This window comes from Mycobacterium avium subsp. avium, assembly GCF_009741445.1.
GTDB lineage: Bacteria > Actinomycetota > Actinomycetes > Mycobacteriales > Mycobacteriaceae > Mycobacterium > Mycobacterium avium.
In genome coordinates, this window is the sequence record NZ_CP046507.1 from 1,060,366 (window position 1) to 1,078,180 (window position 17,815).

The window sequence follows — 17,815 nt, forward strand, 5'->3', positions numbered from 1 at the left end:
GAGGATGCGGTGCGCCGCATGAGCGGCGGCACTGAGGAGGAGCGGGGCCAATGAATTCCGGCACGCTGGTGGGCTCGCTGATCTTCGCGGCCGTGCTGGTGGTGGTGATCGCGGTCGTGATCCAGCTGATGATGCGCGGCTGGGTGCGCCGCGCCCGGCGGCAGGCCGAGCTGATCGGCGAGCTGCCCGGGGTGCCCGACAAGGTCGGCACCGCGACGGCCACCCTGCAGGGCGTCTATGTCGGGTGCACCCTGTCGCCGGCCTGGAACGACCGGGTGACGGCCGGCGATCTGGGCTACCGGAGCAAGGCGGCGCTGACCCGCTACCCGGAGGGGATCCTGCTGGAACGCATTCGCGCCACCCCGATTTGGATCCCCCAGCAGTCGATCAGCGCGGTCCGCACCGAGCGGGGCATGGCCGGAAAGGTCGCGGCCCGCAACTCGATTCTGGCGATCCGGTGGCGGCTGCCGTCGGGCGTGGAGATCGACACCGGCTTCCGGGCCAACAACCGGGGCGAATACGACGGCTGGCTGCAGCCGGGGCGGGAGGAGCGGCGTTCGTGAGTGGCAAGGCGCAACTGGTGCTCGAGGACGGCCGCGTCTTCACCGGCACACCGTTCGGGGCGATCGGCCAAACCCTGGGCGAGGCCGTGTTTTCCACCGGCATGTCCGGCTACCAGGAGACGTTGACCGACCCCAGCTACCACCGCCAGATCGTGGTGGCCACCGCGCCGCAGATCGGCAATACCGGCTGGAACGGCGAGGACGCCGAGAGCCGCGGCGACAAGATCTGGGTGGCCGGCTACGCGGTGCGCGACCCGTCGCCGCGCGTGTCCAACTGGCGCGCCACCGGAAGCCTGGAGGACGAGCTGATCCGCCAGCGCATCGTGGGCATCGCTCGCATCGACACCCGCGCGGTGGTGCGCCACCTGCGGACCCGCGGTTCGATGAAGGCGGGGGTGTTCTCCGGTGACGCCCTGGCCGATCCGGACGAACTGGTGCAGCGGGTGCGCGGCCAGCAGTCCATGCTGGGCGCCGACCTGGCCGGCGAGGTCAGCACGCCGGACGCCTACATCGTGGAACCCGAAGGGCCGCCGCGGTTTACCGTCGCCGCCCTGGACCTGGGCATCAAAACCAACACGCCGCGCAACTTCGCCCGTCGCGGCATCCGCAGCCACGTGCTGCCCTCGTCGGCGACCTTCGAGCAGATCGCCGACCTCAGGCCGGACGGCGTGTTCCTGTCCAACGGGCCCGGCGACCCCGCCACCGCCGACCACATCGTGGCGGTCACCCGCGAGGTGCTGGGCGCCGGAATCCCATTGTTCGGCATCTGTTTCGGCAACCAGATCCTGGGCCGGGCGCTGGGCCTGTCCACCTACAAGATGGTGTTCGGTCACCGCGGCATCAACATCCCGGTGATCGACCACGCCACCGGGCGGGTGGCGGTGACCGCGCAGAACCACGGCTTCGCGCTGCAGGGCGAGGCCGGCCAGGCCTTCGACACGCCGTTCGGCGCGGCGGTGGTCAGCCACACCTGCGCCAACGACGGGGTGGTGGAGGGCGTGAAACTCGCTGACGGACGGGCATTTTCGGTGCAGTACCACCCGGAGGCGGCGGCCGGCCCGCACGACGCGAACTACCTCTTCGACCAATTCATCGAGCTGATGGAAGGGGACCGCTAGTGCCCCGGCGCACCGACCTCAACCACGTCCTGGTGATCGGCTCGGGCCCGATCGTGATCGGGCAGGCCTGCGAGTTCGACTATTCCGGCACCCAGGCCTGCCGGGTGCTCAAGGCCGAGGGCCTGCAGGTCAGCCTGGTCAACTCCAACCCGGCCACGATCATGACCGATCCGGAGTACGCCGACCACACCTACGTCGAGCCCATCACGCCGGCCTTCGTCGAACGGGTGATCGCGCAGCAGGCCGAGCGGGGCAACAAGATCGACGCGCTGCTGGCCACCCTGGGCGGGCAGACCGCGCTGAACACCGCCGTCGCGCTGTACGAGAACGGGGCGCTGGACCGCTACGGGGTGGAACTGATCGGCGCCGACTTCGACGCCATCCAGCGCGGCGAGGACCGGCAGCGGTTCAAGGACATCGTCGCCAAGGTCGGCGGTGAATCCGCCCGCAGCCGAGTGTGTTTCACCATGGACGAGGTGCGCGAGACCGTCGCCGAGCTGGGCCTGCCGGTGGTGGTGCGGCCCAGCTTCACCATGGGCGGCCTGGGCTCGGGGATGGCGCGCTCCGTCGAGGAGGTCGACCGGATGGCCGGCGCCGGGCTGGCCGAAAGCCCCAGCGCCAACGTGCTGATCGAGGAATCCATCTACGGCTGGAAGGAATTCGAGCTCGAGCTGATGCGCGACGGCAACGACAACGTCGTCGTGGTGTGCTCGATCGAGAACGTCGACCCGATGGGCGTGCACACCGGCGACTCGGTCACCGTCGCCCCGGCGATGACGCTCACCGACCGCGAATACCAGCGGATGCGCGACCTGGGCATCGCGATCCTGCGCGAGGTCGGGGTGGACACCGGCGGCTGCAACATCCAGTTCGCGGTGAACCCCAAAGACGGCCGGCTGATCGTCATCGAGATGAATCCCCGGGTGTCGCGCTCGAGCGCGCTGGCCTCCAAGGCCACCGGATTCCCGATCGCCAAGATCGCCGCCAAGCTGGCCATCGGTTACACCCTGGACGAGATCGTCAACGACATCACCAAGGAGACGCCGGCCTGCTTCGAGCCCACCCTGGACTACGTGGTGGTCAAGGCGCCGCGGTTCGCGTTCGAGAAGTTCCCCGGCGCCGACCCCACGCTGACCACCACCATGAAATCCGTCGGCGAGGCAATGTCGTTGGGCCGCAACTTCATCGAGGCGCTGGGCAAGGTGATGCGCTCGCTGGAGACCAGCCGCGCCGGATTCTGGACCAAGCCCGACCCCGACGGCGGCCTCGACGACGTGCTGGCCCGGCTGCAGACGCCCACCGAGGGCCGGCTCTACGACCTCGAGCTGGCGCTGCGGCTGGGCGCCCCGGTGGAACGGGTCGCGCAGGCCAGCGGCGTGGACCCGTGGTTCATCGCGCAGATCGGCGAACTCGTCGCGCTGCGCGGCGAGCTGATCGGCGCCCCCGTGCTGGACGCCGACCTGCTGCGGCGGGCCAAGCACCACGGCCTGTCGGACCGCCAGATCGCCGCGCTGCGACCGGAATTGGCCGGCGAGAACGGGGTGCGGTCGCTGCGCGAACGCCTCGGGGTGCACCCGGTGTACAAGACGGTCGACACCTGCGCGGCCGAGTTCGAGGCCAAGACCCCCTACCACTACAGCAGCTACGAACTCGACCCGGCCGCCGAGACCGAGGTCGCCCCGCAGCCGCAGCGGCCGAAGGTGCTCATCCTCGGCTCGGGCCCCAACCGGATCGGCCAGGGCATCGAATTCGACTACAGCTGCGTGCATGCCGCGACGACGTTGAGCCAGGCCGGTTTCGAGACCGTGATGGTCAACTGCAACCCCGAGACGGTGTCCACCGACTACGACACCGCCGACCGGCTGTATTTCGAGCCGCTGACCTTCGAGGACGTCCTCGAGGTGTTCCGGGCCGAGCAGCAGTCCGGCGCCGGCGGTCCGGGCGTGGTGGGCGTCATCGTGCAGCTCGGCGGGCAGACCCCGCTCGGGCTGGCGCAACGCCTCGCCGACGCGGGCGTGCCGATCGTGGGCACCCCGCCGGAGGCCATCGACCTGGCCGAGGACCGCGGCTCCTTCGGCGACGTGCTGACCGCGGCCGGCCTGCCCGCGCCGAAGTACGGCACCGCAACGACTTTCGCCCAGGCCCGCCGGATCGCCGAGGACATCGGCTACCCGGTGCTGGTGCGGCCGTCCTACGTGCTGGGCGGCCGGGGCATGGAGATCGTCTACGACGAGGAGACGCTGCGCGACTACATCACCCGCGCCACCGAGCTCTCACCCGAGCACCCGGTTCTGGTCGACCGCTTCCTCGAGGACGCGGTCGAGATCGACGTGGACGCGCTGTGCGACGGCACCGAGGTGTACATCGGCGGCATCATGGAGCACATCGAGGAGGCCGGCATCCACTCCGGCGACTCGGCGTGCGCCCTGCCGCCGGTGACGTTGGGCCGCAGCGACATCGAGAAGGTGCGCCGCGCCACCGAGGCCATCGCGCACGGCATCGGGGTGGTGGGGCTGCTCAACGTGCAGTACGCGCTCAAGGACGACGTGCTCTACGTGCTGGAAGCCAACCCGCGGGCCAGCCGCACGGTGCCGTTCGTGTCGAAGGCCACCGCCATCCCGCTGGCCAAGGCGTGTGCGCGGATCATGTTGGGCGCCACCATATCCCAGCTTCGCGCGGAGGGCATGCTGGCCGCGTCCGGGGACGGCGCGCACGCCGCGCTGAACGCCCCGATCGCGGTCAAGGAGGCGGTGCTGCCCTTCCACCGGTTCCGCACCGTGGAGGGTGCCGGCATCGACTCGCTGCTCGGACCGGAGATGAAGTCCACCGGCGAGGTGATGGGGATCGACCGCGACTTCGGCAGCGCCTTCGCCAAGAGCCAGACCGCCGCCTACGGGTCGCTGCCGGCCCAGGGCACCGTGTTCGTGTCGGTCGCCAACCGGGACAAGCGCTCACTGGTGTTCCCGGTCAAACGGCTGGCCGACCTGGGTTTCCGGGTGCTGGCCACCGAGGGCACCGCGGAGATGTTGCGCCGCAACGGGATTCCCTGCGACGAGGTGCGCAAGCACTTCGAGGACCCGCAGCCCGGCCGCCCCGAGATGTCGGCCGTCGACGCGATCAAGGCCGGCGAGGTCGACATGGTGATCAACACGCCCTACGGCAACTCCGGCCCACGCATCGACGGCTACGAAATCCGTTCCGCCGCAGTGTCGGTCAACATTCCCTGCGTGACCACCGTGCAGGGCGCCTCGGCCGCCGTGCAGGGCATCGAGGCCGGCATCCGCGGCGACATCGGGGTGCGCAGCCTGCAGGAACTGCACAGCCAGATCGCCTCGGACAAGGGGCCGCGGTGACCGGGTTCGGCGCCCGGCTGGCCGCCGCGAAAGCGCAACGCGGGCCGCTGTGCGTGGGCATCGACCCGCACCCCGAGCTGCTGCGGGCGTGGGACCTGCCGACCACGGCCGACGGGCTGGCCGCCTTCTGCGACATCTGCGTCGAGGCGTTCGCCGGATTCGCGGTCGTCAAGCCGCAGGTGGCGTTCTTCGAGGCCTACGGCGCGGCCGGATTCGCGGTGCTCGAACGCACCATCGCCGCGCTGCGGTCGGCCGGGGTGCTGGTGCTGGCCGACGCCAAGCGCGGCGACATCGGCACCACCATGGCCGCCTACGCCGCCGCCTGGGCCGGTGACTCGCCGCTGGCCGCCGACGCGGTGACGGCCTCGCCCTACCTGGGGTTCGGCTCGCTGCGGCCGCTGCTGGAAGCCGCCGCCGCGCACGACCGCGGGGTGTTCGTGCTGGCGGCCACCTCCAACCCGGAGGGCGCCACCGTGCAGCGGGCCGCCTTCGACGGCCGCACGGTGGCCCAGCTGGTGGTCGACCAGGCGGCGGTGGTGAATCGGTCGACGAACCCGGCCGGGCCCGGCTACGTCGGCGTCGTGGTGGGGGCGACGGTGCTGCAGCCGCCCGATCTGAGCGCGCTGGGCGGCCCGGTGCTGGTGCCCGGGCTCGGCGTGCAGGGCGGGCGGCCCGAGGCGCTGGCCGGGCTGGGCGGGGCGGAACCGGGGCAGCTGCTGCCCGCGGTGGCCCGCGAGGTGCTGCGGGCCGGCCCCGACGTGGCGGAGCTGCGCGCGGCGGCCGACCGGATGCTGGACGCCGTCGCCTACCTGGACGTGTAGCGGCCTCAGTCCGACGCGACGGTCGTGCTGGGCCGGGCGGTTTCCACGATGACGGTGGTGGCCTTGACGACGGCCACCGCGACGCTGCCGGGGCGCAGCTGCAGCTCCTCGGCGGCCTCGGTGCTCATCAGCGACACCACGGTGAACGGGCCGCACTGCATCTCCACCTGGGTCATCACCTTGTCGCTGACCACAGAGGTGACCAGGCCCACGAACCGGTTGCGGGCCGAACTGCCGATGCTGAGCGGGTCGGCCGGCGGGGCGGGGGCGTTGGTGCGGGAGAAATGGGCCAGGTCCTCGCTGGCGATCACCTTGCGGCCGGCGGCGTCGTGACCGACCTCCAATGCGCCCTGGTTGATCCAGCGGCGCACCGTGTCGTCGCTGACGCCGAGCAGCTCAGCCGCCTGGCGAATTCGCAGGTTCGACACGCCCCGATGGTATCCGATCGCGGCCCCCGGATCGGCCGCAAGCGAAGCCGAGACCCGCCGTGACCGGCGATCGACCCGCTATCGACCAGCAGCGCGACACGCGCGACACGCCGTGACGAATGCGTGATCCGTCGCACCGGGCGCCCGCAGCAGCCGGTGCCGCGTCGCGCAACCACCCCGGCGCCGCGGGCCCACGCCGCCGGGAAACGTCAAAGCCGCAGGTCGCGGGCGCGGCGGCGGCCCGAAACGACCATGCGGGAGCCGCCCCGGCGGCGCCGCGCGCAACCTCGATCGACGTCGCACGCCACGTCGCCGCGGCCCCCCACACGCCGGTACATGCTGGGAGTTTGCCCCGTTAAGCAGGGGGGCGGGTTAGATTTCGTCAGGAGGCCTGAGTACGGTCGTCTCCGCTGGCTGAAGTACCCGGCAGAGACACAAAGAGATCGATTGAGATTGATTGATCAGATACGGAGGAATCGTGGCCCTTCCCCAGTTGACCGACGAGCAGCGCGCGGCCGCGTTGGAGAAGGCGGCTGCCGCACGTCGAGCCCGAGCCGAGCTCAAAGACCGGCTGAAGCGCGGCGGCACCAACCTCAGTCAGGTGCTCAAGGACGCCGAGACCGACGAAGTCTTGGGCAAGATGAAGGTTTCGGCGCTTCTCGAGGCGTTGCCCAAGGTGGGCAAAGTCAAGGCGCAGGAAATCATGACTGAGTTGGAGATCGCCCCCACCCGCCGCCTGCGCGGTCTCGGCGATCGTCAGCGCAAGGCTCTGCTGGAAAAGTTCGGCTCCTAACCCGCCCGCCGACGATGCAGGCCGCACGGCCTGAGGAGGCGGGCCATCGGACCCGAGCCGTGGGCGCATCCGACCGGGGGCGCCCGTGACTGCCGACGGGGGACCGGACGTCCGGCATGAGACGCGTCCCGAACCATCAGGTGACGGACGTGTGGTCGTGCTGTCCGGTCCCTCCGCGGTCGGCAAATCGACAGTGGTTCGGTGCCTGCGCGAGCGGGTCCCCAACCTGCATTTCTCCGTCTCGGCCACGACGCGGGCACCGCGGCCGGGCGAGGTCGACGGCGTCGACTACCACTTCGTCAGCCCCGCCCGATTCCAGCAGCTCATCGACGAGGGCGCGCTGCTGGAGTGGGCCGAAATCCACTCCGGGCTGCACCGGTCGGGCACCCTGGCCGCGCCGGTGCGGGCCGCCGTCGCGCGGGGCTGCCCGGTGCTGATCGAGGTCGACCTGGCCGGCGCCCGGGCGGTGAAGAAGGCGATGCCCGAGGCGCTCACCGTGTTCCTGGCCCCGCCCAGCTGGGAGGACCTGGAGGCCAGGCTGATCGGCCGGGGCACCGAAACCCCGGAGGTCATCGCCCGGCGCCTGCAGACCGCCCGCGTCGAAATGGCGGCCCAACACGACTTCGACCGGGTGGTGGTCAACAGTCGATTGGAGTCTGCCTGCGCCGAATTGGTATCCTTGCTGGTGGGAACTGCGCCGGACCGGCACGATACGTCTGGCCGGACCGGGCGCCAGACCACCTCCCATCCCGATTGAGCACCGAATCCTCAATATTTTTCAGTGGCTTTCCGGTAGCGACGAGCCGCTCCAATCCGCCAGGAGATTGACCTACGTGACTAACTCGCAGTCCGACGCGGCGCTGGCCGCCGTCCCCGACCGGTTCGATCCGTCCGCCGGGGGCCCGGGCGCCTACGACACCCCGCTGGGCATCACCAACCCGCCCATCGACGAGCTGCTGGACCGCGTCTCGAGCAAGTACGCGCTGGTCATCTACGCGGCCAAGCGGGCCCGCCAGATCAACGACTACTACAACCAGCTCGGCGAGGGCATCCTCGAATACGTGGGCCCGCTCGTCGAGCCGGGGCTGCAGGAGAAGCCGCTTTCGATCGCGCTGCGCGAGATCCACGGCGACCTGCTCGAGCACACCGAGGGCGAGTAACGGGGCCGGGCCGGGCGCGCTGTGTACGACCGCAATCGGGCTTTTACACGGGCCGCGAGGATCGTCGTCGGCGTCTCCGGCGGCATCGCCGCCTACAAGGCGTGCACCGTCGTCCGCCAGCTGTCTGAGGCCGGTCATTCGGTCCGGGTCATCCCCACCGAGTCCGCGCTGCGCTTCGTCGGCGCCGCCACCTTCGAGGCGCTGTCCGGCCAGCCGGTGCACACCGGCGTCTTCGACGACGTGCCCGAGGTGCCGCACGTGCAGCTGGGCAAGCAGGCCGACCTGGTGGTGGTGGCACCGGCCACCGCCGACCTGCTGGCGCGGGCGGTGCACGGCCGGGCCGACGACCTGCTGACCGCCACCCTGCTCACCGCCCGATGTCCGGTGCTGTTCGCGCCGGCGATGCACACCGAGATGTGGCTGCACCCGGCCACCGTCGACAACGTGGCCACGCTGCGCCGCCGCGGGGCGGTGGTGCTCGAGCCCGCCGCCGGGCGGCTCACCGGCACCGACAGCGGGTCGGGCCGGCTGCCCGAGGCCGAGGAGATCACCACCCTGGCCCAGCTGCTGCTGGAACGCCACGACGCGCTGCCCTACGACCTGGCCGGCTGCAAGATGGTGGTCACCGCCGGCGGCACCCGCGAACCCGTCGACCCGGTCCGCTTCATCGGCAACCGCAGCTCCGGCAAGCAGGGCTACGCGGTGGCCCGGGTGGCCGCCCAGCGCGGCGCCGAGGTCACGCTGATCGCCGGGCACACCGCCGGACTGATCGACCCCGCCGGGGTCGAGGTGGTGCACGTCAGCTCGGCGGAGCAGCTGGGCAACGCGGTGTCCAAGCACGCGGCCGACGCCGACGTGCTGGTGATGGCCGCCGCCGTCGCCGACTTCCGGCCCGCCCGGGTTGCCGCCGCCAAGATCAAAAAGGGTGTCGAGGCACCGACGATCGAGTTGGTCCGCAACGACGACGTGCTGGCCGGCGCGGTGCGGGCGCGCGCCCACGGCGAGCTGCCCAACCTGCGGGCCATCGTGGGATTCGCCGCCGAGACCGGAGACGCCAACGGGGACGTGCTGTTTCACGCCCGCGCCAAGCTGCGCAACAAGGGCTGTGACCTGTTGGTGGTCAACGCGGTGGGCGAGGGCCGGGCCTTCGAGGTGGACAGCAACGACGGCTGGCTGCTGGCGGCCGATGGGACCGAGTCGGCGCTGCAGCACGGCTCCAAGACGCTGATGGCCAGTCGTATCGTGGATGCGATCGCCGCCTTTCTGCGCGGGGACGGCGGATAACACGGTCGAGTGCTTCTCGGCGCCGGGACCGCTGTGGGCCGGGCCGACGCCAGCCGATATAATTCGGCTACCTAACTATTTGGAAGGATTGGGATTGTGAGCGAAAAGGGTCGCCTGTTTACCAGTGAGTCGGTGACGGAGGGACATCCCGACAAGATCTGTGACGCGATCAGCGACTCGGTGCTCGACGCGCTGCTGGCGCAGGACCCCCGCTCACGTGTCGCGGTCGAGACCCTGGTCACCACCGGGCAGGTGCACGTGGTCGGCGAGGTGACGACGACGGCCAAGGAGGCGTTCGCCGACATCACCAACACGGTGCGCGAGCGCATCCTCGACATCGGCTACGACTCCTCGGACAAGGGCTTCGACGGCGCCTCCTGCGGGGTGAACATCGGCATCGGCGCGCAATCACCCGACATCGCCCAGGGCGTCGACACCGCCCACGAGACCCGCGTCGAGGGCGCGGCCGACCCGCTGGACGCCCAGGGCGCCGGCGACCAGGGCCTGATGTTCGGCTACGCCATCAAGGACACCCCGGAGATGATGCCGCTGCCGATCGCGCTGGCGCACCGGCTGTCGCGCCGGCTGACCGAGGTCCGCAAGAGCGGCGTGCTGCCTTACCTGCGCCCGGACGGCAAGACGCAGGTCACCATCGAATACGAGGACGACGTTCCCGTCCGGCTGGACACCGTGGTGGTGTCCACCCAGCACGCGGCCGACATCGACCTGGAGAACACCCTGACCCCCGACATCCGGGAAAAGGTGCTCAACACTGTGCTCGACGACCTGGCGCACGACACCCTGGACACCTCCTCGACGCGGTTGCTGGTCAACCCGACCGGCAAGTTCGTCGTCGGCGGCCCGATGGGCGACGCGGGGCTGACCGGCCGCAAGATCATCGTCGACACCTACGGCGGCTGGGCCCGCCACGGCGGCGGCGCCTTCTCCGGCAAGGACCCGTCGAAGGTGGACCGGTCCGCGGCGTACGCGATGCGCTGGGTGGCCAAGAACATCGTCGCCGCCGGGCTGGCGGAGCGGGTGGAGGTGCAGGTGGCCTACGCCATCGGCAAGGCCGCCCCGGTGGGCCTGTTCGTGGAGACCTTCGGCACCGCGACCGTCGACCCGGTCAAGATCGAGAAGATCGTGCCCGAGGTGTTCGACCTGCGGCCCGGCGCGATCATCCGCGACCTGGACCTGCTGCGCCCGATCTACGCGCAGACCGCCGCCTACGGGCACTTCGGCCGCACCGACGTCGAACTGCCCTGGGAACAGCTGAACAAGGTCGACGAGCTCAAGCGCGCCGTCTGACCCGTCTCGGGCTTCCGCCGAGTCGCGCCGCGTCGCGCCCTGCCGCGTCTTGCCGCATCGTGCCGAGCGTGAAGCTAGCTTCACGCTCGGCTCCGAGCGTGAACTTAACTTCACGCTCGTCGAGCACGGCGAGCAAGGCACGCTCGTCAAGCGCCGGACGCTAAGCGCTGAACCGGTAGTCGTCGAGGCTGAATCGCCTACTGCGCCAATACACTTCGGGCGTGGTGCCGGGTCGCAGCGGCACGTCGCCGTTCTTGTCGAAGTAGTAGCTGTTGGCCAGCTTGCAGCTGTCCTGCCAGAAGATCTGCCGGTGCCGCCGGCGCATCATCTCGGCGAAGTAGCGGGCGTTGGCTTCCTCGCTGACCTCGACACGGGCCGCGCCGAGGCGCTCGGCCCGCCTCAGGCAGCGCACGATGTGATGGGTCTGCGCCTCGATCAGCGCGAAATACGACGAGCCGACGTAACCGTACGGCCCGAACACCGTGAACAGGTTGGGAAAACCCGGAACCGATACCCCTTCGTAGGCCTGCAACCGGTGCTCGTCCCAGAACCGGCTGAGCGAGCGCCCACCGGGCCCGGTCACCGCGAAGGTGGGCACGTTGTCGGGGTCCATCACCTTGAAGCCGGTGGCCAGGATCAGCACGTCGATCCGGTGGTGTTCGCCGTCGGTGGTGGCCACCGCGTCGGGCGTGATCTTGTCAGTGACCAGCCGCACGTTGTCCCGGTTGAAGGTGGCCAGGTAGCCGTTGTGGAAGCCGGGGCGCTTGCAGCCGACCGCGTATTTCGGGGTGAGCTTCTCGCGCACCTCCGGGTCGCGAACCTGTTGGCGCAGATACGACTTCCCCAGCGTGGCCATCCGCTTGGCCAGCGGAAGCACCGTGAAATAGTGCGCCGAGATCGGGAAGGTGACCTCCACGTAGGCCTGGCTGAGCAGCCGCTGCACGGACTTGCCGCCGGGAATGCGCATCGCCCAGCGCGCCGGCGCCGGCAGCGGGACGTCCAGTTTCGGGAAGCACCAGATCGGGGTGCGCTGAAACACGGTGAGCGACTTGACGATTGGCGCGATCTCGGGGATCACCTGCACGGCCGAGGCCCCGGTGCCGATCACCGCGACGCGCTTGCCGGACAGGTCCTGGCCGTGGTCCCACCGCGCGGTGTGCATCGTGATGCCGCCGAACGAGTCCACCCCGTCGATGTCGGGCAGATTCGGCACGGTCAGCACGCCGCAGGCGCTGATCAGGAACCGGGCGGTGACAGTGCCGCCGGGATCGGTGTGCACCCGCCACAGCCGCTGTTCGTCGTCGAACTCGGCGGCTAACACCTTGGTGTTGAACCGGATTCGCGAGCGGATGCCGTACTTGTCGGCGCAGTGCTCGGCGTAGGCCTTGAGCTCGCGGCCGTGCGCGTAGGTGCGCGACCAGTGCCGGCTCTGCTCGAAGGAGAACTGGTAGGAGAACGACGGAATATCCACGGCGATACCGGGATAGGTGTTCCAGTGCCAGGTGCCGCCCACCCCGTCGCCGGCCTCGATCACCCGGTAGTCGGGCAGCCCCGCCTTGTCCAGCTTGATGGCCGCGCCGATGCCGGAGAATCCCGCGCCGATGATCAGCGTGTGGTGGTCGGGAACTGCTGGTGAGCTCATCGGTGCCCGCCTGGCTGTGTCATGGATCCACCGTACGCCCGGGCCTCAGCCCTGCAGGGCGGTTCGCAGCGCGACCAGGCCGCGCTCCATCGCGGCGGTGGCCGCCGGCACCACACCGGCATAGCCCAGGTAGCCGTGCACCAGCGTCTCGGCGTTGTGCACCTGCGCGGCGACACCGGCGGCCGCCAGCCGCTCGCCGTAGCGGATGCCGTCGTCGCGCAGCGGGTCATACCCGGCCACCCCGATGTAGGCCGGTGGCAGATTGCTCAGGTCCGTCGCCCGTCCCGGCGCCATGTCGGCCGGCGGGTCGGACAGGTCGACATCGCCCGCGTACCACCGGGAGAACTCGGCGACGGCCTTGACGTCGAGGATCGGCGCGGTGGCGTTTTCGGCGAAGGAGGGCAGCGAGGCGTCCCACATGGTCGACGGGTACCACAGCAGCTGGAACCGCACCGGCGGCCCCCCGCAGTCGCGGGCCCGCTGCGCCGTCACGGCGGCGAGGGTGCCGCCGGCCGAATCCCCGGCCACGGCGATCCGGCCCGGGTCGCCGTGCAGCCCGGCCGCGTTCTCGGCCGCCCAAAGCGTTGCGGCCCAAGCATCTTCGACCGCGGCGGGGTAGGGGTGTTCGGGGGCCAGCCGGTAGTCCACCGACACCACGATCGCCCCGGCGCCGACCGCGTGCTGGCGGGCCGTGCCGTCGTGGGTGTCCAGGTCGCCGATGACGAAACCGCCGCCGTGGAAGTACAGCACCACCGGCGCCGGGCGGTTCTCGGAATGGCTTGGCGGCCAATAGATCCGGACCGCGATCGGGCCCTGCGGGCCGGGGATGATGCGGTCCTCGACCCGCAGCTCGGGATGCAGCGGCCGGCGCGGCAGGTCGCGGAACTGCTGCCGGGCTGCGTCGATTCCGTCCTCGGTGGATAGCCGGAAGGGAACCGCATCCAGTACCTTCTGCAGGATGGGGTCGATCCCGGGTTTCTCGTCGGCAGGGTTGTCCAAGCGGGGCATGGAGGTACCGTACGCACCCCGTCTGGTCGCCGGCGCCTGGGTGGTGGCCGGCTGGGTGGCCCTGGCTTACGGCATCTATCTGACCGTGCTGGCGCTGCGCTCCCCGCCGGGGGTGGAGCTGACCGGGCACTGGGTGTTGCAGCCGGCGTTCAAGGCCTCGATGGCGTTGCTGCTGACGCTGGCCGCCGCCGGGCACGGACAGGTGCGGGAGCGGCGCTGGCTGATGCCGGCGCTGCTGCTGTCGGCGGTCGGCGACTGGGTGCTCGCCCTGCCGTGGTGGACGCTGTCCTTCCTGGTCGGCCTGGCGGCGTTTCTGTTCGCGCACATGTGTTTCATCGGCGTCCTGCTGCCGCTGGTCCCGCTGCCCTCCGGCGCGTCCGGGCCCGGTCGGCCGTCGACGCCGCGGATCGCCGCGGCGGTCCTGATGTGCCTGGCGTCGATCGGGTTGCTGGTCTGGTTCTGGCCGCGTCTGGGCCCGGACAAGCTGACGCTGCCGGTCACGCTGTACATCGTGGTGCTGACCGCCATGGTGTGCGCGGCGCTGCTGGCGAAACTGCCGACGATCTGGACGGCGGTGGGCGCGGTGTGTTTCGCGGCGTCGGACTCGATGATCGCCATCGGCCGGTTCATCCTGGGCAACGAGGCGCTGGCGGTGCCGATCTGGTGGGCGTACGCGGCGGCCCAGATCCTGATCACGGCGGGATTCTTCTTCGGTCGCGAAGCGGCCGGCGACGCGGCCGGTGAAGCGACCGGCGACGCGACCGGTGATGCCGCGGAACCCGTTGAGTAGCAACGTGTTTCGCGGCCCAGGGAAGCCGTGAGCCCGGGTCCGCGCACGCCGGTCGAGGTGGAACCCATCGCCCGGGTCCTGCCGATGCTGTCGGTGCCGCATCTGGACCGCGAATTCGACTACCTGGTGTCGGCCGAGCAGTCCGACGACGCCCAGCCGGGCGTGCGGGTGCGGGTGCGCTTCCACGGCCGGCTGGTCGACGGGTTCCTGCTGGAGCGCCGCCACGACACCGACCACCAGGGCAAGCTGGGTTGGCTGGATCGGGTGGTGTCGCCTGAGCCGGTGCTGACGGCGGAGATCCGCCGGCTGGTCGACGCGGTGGCGGCCCGCTACGCGGGGACCCGCCCCGACGTGTTGCGGCTGGCGGTGCCGGCCCGGCACGCCAGGGTGGAGCGGGAGGCCCGGGCTGCGGCCGGCATACCGATGCCGGCGCCGGTCGACCCGTCCGGCTGGGACGGCTACGGCCGCGGCGTCCAGTTCCTGGCCGCGCTGGCCGAGTCGCGGGCCGCCCGGGGGGTCTGGCAGGCGCTGCCGGGCGAGCCGTGGACGGACCGATTCGCCGAGGCCGCCGCCCAGACCGTGCGCGCCGGCCGGTCGGTGCTGGCGATCGTCCCCGACCAGCGCGATCTGGACGCGCTCAGCCACGCCGTGACGACCCGCATCGACGCGGCCGGCGTGGTCGCCCTGTCGGCCGGGCTGGGCCCGGCCGCCCGGTACCGGCGCTGGCTGGCGGCGCTGCGCGGCAGCGCGCGGGTGGTGATCGGCACCCGCAGCGCGGTGTTCGCGCCGCTGAGCGACCTGGGCCTGGTGATGGTGTGGGCCGACGCCGACGACAGCCTGGCCGAGCCGCGGGCGCCCTATCCGCACGCCCGCGAGGTGGCGATGCTGCGTGCGCACCAGGCCCGCTGCGCCGCGCTGATCGGCGGTTACGCGCGCACCGCGGAGGCCCAGGCGCTGGTGCGCAGCGGCTGGGCGCACGACATCGTCGCCGCCCGGCCGGTGGTGCGGGCCCGCACCCCGCGGGTGATCGCGCTCGACGACACGGGTTACGCCGACGAGCGCGACCCGGCGGCGCGCACCGCGCGCATCCCGTCCGTCGCGCTGCGCGCGGCCCGCTCGGCGCTGCAGGACGGGGCGCCGGTGCTGGTGCAAGTGCCGCGTCGGGGCTACGTCCCGTCGCTGGCCTGCGCGCGCTGCCGCACCATCGCCCGCTGCCGGCACTGCACGGGGCCGCTCTCGCTGGCCGAGTCGCCGGGGGAGGGCGACGCGGGGCTGGTCTGCCGCTGGTGCGGGCGCGTCGACCCGACGCGGCGGTGCGCGCGGTGCGGCTCCGACGCGGTGCGCGCCGTCGTCGTCGGCGCCCGCCGCACCGCCGAGGAGCTCGGCCGCGCGTTTGCGGGCACGACGGTGATCACCTCGTCGGGCGACGCCGTCGTGCCCGAGGTCGCCGACGGGCCCGCGCTGGTGGTCGCCACGCCGGGGGCCGAACCGCGGGCGCGCGGCGACTACGGGGCGGCGTTGCTGTTGGACACCTGGGCGCTGCTGGGCCGGCAGGACCTGCGCGCGGCCGAGGACGCGTTGTGGCGCTGGATGACCGCCGCCGCGCTGGTGCGGCCCCGCGGGGACGGCGGGGTGGTGATGGTGGTCGCCGAATCGTCGCTTCCCACCGTGCAATCGCTGATCCGCTGGGATCCGGTGGGCCACGCGGAATCCGAGCTGACCGCGCGGGCCGAGGTCGGGCTGCCGCCCAGCGTGCACATGGCCGCCGTCGACGGAACCCCGGCCGCGGTGAACGCGCTGCTGGATGAGGCCGGACTGACCGGCGGGCAAACCCTGCACGCCGACCTGCTCGGGCCGGTGGACCTGCCGCCCGGGGCGCGCCGCCCGGCGGGAACCCCGCCCGGCGCCCCGGTGACGCGGATGCTGGTGCGGGTGCCGCGCCGCGACGGCCTGGCGCTGGCGGCGGCGCTGCGCCGCGGCGTCGGCGTGCTCAGCGCCCGGCAAACCCACGAACCGGCCCGGGTGCAGATCGACCCGCTGCACATCGGCTGACCGCCACAAACCGTTAACCTAGGCGATAGTATGCGCATGCAATAATCACTGTTTACGACATTAGAAGGTTGCTACACTTTCTTTCCTTCGCCGCCGACAGGCCGGAGACCATCCCGAGAGGGGCGATATGGCCGCGGACCACACCACGGTTGACGAGTCGCTGGACGCGATCACCGACGCTTTGCTGACGGCCTCCCGTTTGCTGATGGCCATCTCGGCCCGCTCGGTCGGGCAGGTCGACGAGACCATCACCATCCCGCAGTTCCGGACCCTGGTCATCCTGTCCAACCGCGGCCCGGTCAACCTGGCCACCCTGGCCGGGCTGCTGGGTGTGCAACCGTCGGCCACCGGGCGGATGGTCGACCGGTTGGTGGCCGCGGGGCTGATCGATCGCCTGCCGCACCCGACCTCGCGGCGCGAGCTGCTCGCCGCGCTGACCACCCGCGGCCGCGACGTCGTGCACCAGGTCACCGCGCACCGGCGCGCCGAGATCGCGGCCATCGTGGCGAAGATGCCGCCCGCGGAGCGGCACGGCCTGGTGCGCGCGCTGACCGCCTTCACCGCTGCCGGGGGCGAGCCCGACGTCCACCTGGACGCCGAGATCGACCTGTAAACCGTTCAGCCGCTTCGCTTTTCGGCGGTGACGAGCAGGTACTCCCAGCCCATGGTGCCGTCGGTAAGGTGCTGCGCGGCGAGTTCGACGAGCTGGGCGTCAAGTTCGGCGGCCAGCACCCGGTTGTGGCCGATGTTCGCGTACGCCTCGATCGTCGGGCCGTAGTGCTGCTTGAAGTAGGCGTGCACGTCCTCGGCGCTGCCAAACCGGTTCACTGGCAACATGCCCCGCGCGGTGGTGATCTCGCCGATCCGCTCGCCCAGCAGCGCGCGCACATAACCCGGGCGGCCCCACAGCGCCGCCGGCGGCACCGGATGCGACAGGCTGGGACGGTAGGGCCGAATGGTGGCCAGCATCCGGCCGAAGAAGCCTTCCGGGGTCCAGCTGATCAGCCCGATCCGTCCGCCCGGCCGGCACACCCGGACCAGCTCGTCGGCGGCGCGCTGGTGGTCGGGGGCGAACTGCACGCCGATCGCGGAGACGACCGCGTCGAACTCGCCGTCGCCGAACGGCAGCGCCTGCGCATTGGCCTCCCGGTAGTCGATCGTCAGCCCCAAGCCGGCGGCCCTGGCCCGCGACCGCTGCAGCAGCTCGGGGGTGAGGTCGGTGGATACGACGGACGCGCCGGCGGCGGCGGCCGGCAACGTGATGTTGCCCGAGCCGGCGGCGACGTCGAGGATCCGCACGCCCGGCCCGATCCCGGCGGCCTCGACCAGGGTGGGACCCAGCGGGGCCATCACCTCCTCGGCCATCAGGGCGTAGTCGCCCAGCGCCCATACCGTGCGATGGCGGGCGGCCACCGAAGCGTCGGCAGTGGTGGTGTCGAGGGTCATCTGGCCTCCTGGTGGGACGGAAAGGCGATGTCGCGAGGACAAACAATTG

16 protein-coding genes are annotated in these 17,815 nt (G+C 71.3%); 12 read left to right on the forward strand and 4 right to left on the reverse strand.

Features of this window, described 5'->3' with window-relative positions; translation table 11 throughout:
- Positions 1–50 precede the first annotated feature (50 nt).
- Genes MAA44156_RS05315 through pyrF form a run of 4 tightly spaced genes read left to right on the forward strand, consistent with a single transcriptional unit; the run spans position 51 to position 5,855 of the window.
- The gene (locus tag MAA44156_RS05315; RefSeq protein ID WP_009977674.1) at positions 51–563 is read left to right on the forward strand and encodes a PH-like domain-containing protein; all 513 of its coding nucleotides are present in this window, start codon (positions 51–53) and stop codon (positions 561–563) included.
- Positions 560–1,681 carry a glutamine-hydrolyzing carbamoyl-phosphate synthase small subunit gene (carA, locus tag MAA44156_RS05320; RefSeq protein ID WP_009977672.1) on the forward strand — a complete coding sequence of 374 codons (1,122 nt, stop codon included), beginning with the start codon at positions 560–562 and terminating at the stop codon, positions 1,679–1,681. The genes MAA44156_RS05315 and carA overlap by 4 nt, the downstream gene beginning before the upstream one ends.
- On the forward strand, positions 1,681–5,034 hold the full coding sequence (gene carB / locus MAA44156_RS05325) for a carbamoyl-phosphate synthase large subunit (RefSeq protein ID WP_009977670.1): 3,354 nt from the start codon (positions 1,681–1,683) through the stop codon (positions 5,032–5,034). Before carA ends, carB begins: the two co-directional genes overlap by 1 nt.
- Positions 5,031–5,855, forward strand: a complete 825-nt coding sequence (pyrF, locus tag MAA44156_RS05330; RefSeq protein WP_062897207.1) for an orotidine-5'-phosphate decarboxylase — start codon at positions 5,031–5,033, stop codon at positions 5,853–5,855. Before carB ends, pyrF begins: the two co-directional genes overlap by 4 nt.
- A 5-nt stretch (positions 5,856–5,860) precedes the next feature.
- Here pyrF and MAA44156_RS05335 read toward each other — a convergent pair whose 3' ends face one another.
- Complete coding sequence (locus MAA44156_RS05335) at positions 5,861–6,283, reverse strand: TOBE domain-containing protein (RefSeq protein WP_003872558.1); 423 nt, start codon at positions 6,281–6,283, stop codon at positions 5,861–5,863.
- Between the two features lie 478 nt (positions 6,284–6,761).
- On the opposite strand from MAA44156_RS05335, the gene mihF reads away from it, so the two are divergent.
- The 5 genes from mihF (at position 6,762) to metK (ending at position 10,828) form a co-directional block, all read left to right on the forward strand.
- The gene (gene mihF, locus MAA44156_RS05340; RefSeq protein WP_003872557.1) at positions 6,762–7,076 is read left to right on the forward strand and encodes an integration host factor, actinobacterial type; all 315 of its coding nucleotides are present in this window, start codon (positions 6,762–6,764) and stop codon (positions 7,074–7,076) included.
- An 85-nt stretch (positions 7,077–7,161) separates the two neighbouring features.
- A complete protein-coding gene (gmk, locus tag MAA44156_RS05345; RefSeq protein WP_023885675.1) occupies positions 7,162–7,833 on the forward strand; it encodes a guanylate kinase in 672 nt (223 codons plus the stop codon).
- 76 nt (positions 7,834–7,909) lie between these two features.
- Positions 7,910–8,236: a DNA-directed RNA polymerase subunit omega gene (gene rpoZ / locus MAA44156_RS05350; RefSeq protein ID WP_009977666.1), complete on the forward strand. Its 327-nt coding sequence runs from the start codon at positions 7,910–7,912 to the stop codon at positions 8,234–8,236.
- 21 nt (positions 8,237–8,257) lie between these two features.
- Positions 8,258–9,520, forward strand: coding sequence for a bifunctional phosphopantothenoylcysteine decarboxylase/phosphopantothenate--cysteine ligase CoaBC (gene coaBC / locus MAA44156_RS05355; protein WP_009977665.1), 1,263 nt, complete (start codon positions 8,258–8,260; stop codon positions 9,518–9,520).
- A 96-nt stretch (positions 9,521–9,616) separates the two neighbouring features.
- On the forward strand, positions 9,617–10,828 hold the full coding sequence (metK, locus tag MAA44156_RS05360; RefSeq protein ID WP_003872553.1) for a methionine adenosyltransferase: 1,212 nt from the start codon (positions 9,617–9,619) through the stop codon (positions 10,826–10,828).
- Positions 10,829–10,988: 160 nt separating this feature from the next.
- Here metK and MAA44156_RS05365 read toward each other — a convergent pair whose 3' ends face one another.
- Both MAA44156_RS05365 and MAA44156_RS05370 read right to left on the reverse strand, forming a co-directional pair.
- Complete coding sequence (locus MAA44156_RS05365; protein ID WP_009977664.1) at positions 10,989–12,470, reverse strand: flavin-containing monooxygenase; 1,482 nt, start codon at positions 12,468–12,470, stop codon at positions 10,989–10,991.
- A 45-nt stretch (positions 12,471–12,515) separates the two neighbouring features.
- A complete protein-coding gene (locus MAA44156_RS05370) occupies positions 12,516–13,478 on the reverse strand; it encodes an esterase LipI (protein WP_009977662.1) in 963 nt (320 codons plus the stop codon).
- On the opposite strand from MAA44156_RS05370, the gene MAA44156_RS05375 reads away from it, so the two are divergent.
- The 3 genes from MAA44156_RS05375 (at position 13,477) to MAA44156_RS05385 (ending at position 16,933) form a co-directional block, all read left to right on the forward strand.
- Positions 13,477–14,268, forward strand: coding sequence for a lysoplasmalogenase (locus MAA44156_RS05375; RefSeq protein ID WP_009977660.1), 792 nt, complete (start codon positions 13,477–13,479; stop codon positions 14,266–14,268). The genes MAA44156_RS05370 and MAA44156_RS05375 overlap by 2 nt on opposite strands.
- 27 nt (positions 14,269–14,295) lie before the next feature.
- Positions 14,296–16,320 (forward strand): primosomal protein N', encoded by a 2,025-nt coding sequence (locus tag MAA44156_RS05380; protein ID WP_196770369.1) that lies wholly within the window; start codon positions 14,296–14,298, stop codon positions 16,318–16,320.
- A 127-nt stretch (positions 16,321–16,447) separates the two neighbouring features.
- A complete protein-coding gene (locus MAA44156_RS05385; protein WP_003872548.1) occupies positions 16,448–16,933 on the forward strand; it encodes a MarR family winged helix-turn-helix transcriptional regulator in 486 nt (161 codons plus the stop codon).
- A 5-nt stretch (positions 16,934–16,938) separates the two neighbouring features.
- Here the strand turns inward: MAA44156_RS05385 and MAA44156_RS05390 are convergent, their stop codons facing one another.
- Entirely contained in the window at positions 16,939–17,766 is an 828-nt protein-coding gene (locus tag MAA44156_RS05390) for a class I SAM-dependent methyltransferase (RefSeq protein WP_009977653.1), read from the reverse strand.
- Between the last annotated feature and the right edge of the window lie 49 nt (positions 17,767–17,815).

Excerpts from the sequence above, each read along its gene's own strand:
- MAA44156_RS05315 (WP_009977674.1), top strand. The coding sequence starts at position 51 with ATGAATTCCGGCACGCTGGTGGGCTCGCTGATCTTCGCGGCCGTGCTG.
- MAA44156_RS05365 (WP_009977664.1), bottom strand. The coding sequence starts at position 12,470 with ATGAGCTCACCAGCAGTTCCCGACCACCACACGCTGATCATCGGCGCG.
- MAA44156_RS05375 (WP_009977660.1), top strand. The coding sequence starts at position 13,477 with ATGGAGGTACCGTACGCACCCCGTCTGGTCGCCGGCGCCTGGGTGGTG.
- MAA44156_RS05370 (WP_009977662.1), bottom strand. The coding sequence starts at position 13,478 with ATGCCCCGCTTGGACAACCCTGCCGACGAGAAACCCGGGATCGACCCC.
- MAA44156_RS05390 (WP_009977653.1), bottom strand. The coding sequence starts at position 17,766 with ATGACCCTCGACACCACCACTGCCGACGCTTCGGTGGCCGCCCGCCAT.
- MAA44156_RS05385 (WP_003872548.1), top strand. The coding sequence starts at position 16,448 with ATGGCCGCGGACCACACCACGGTTGACGAGTCGCTGGACGCGATCACC.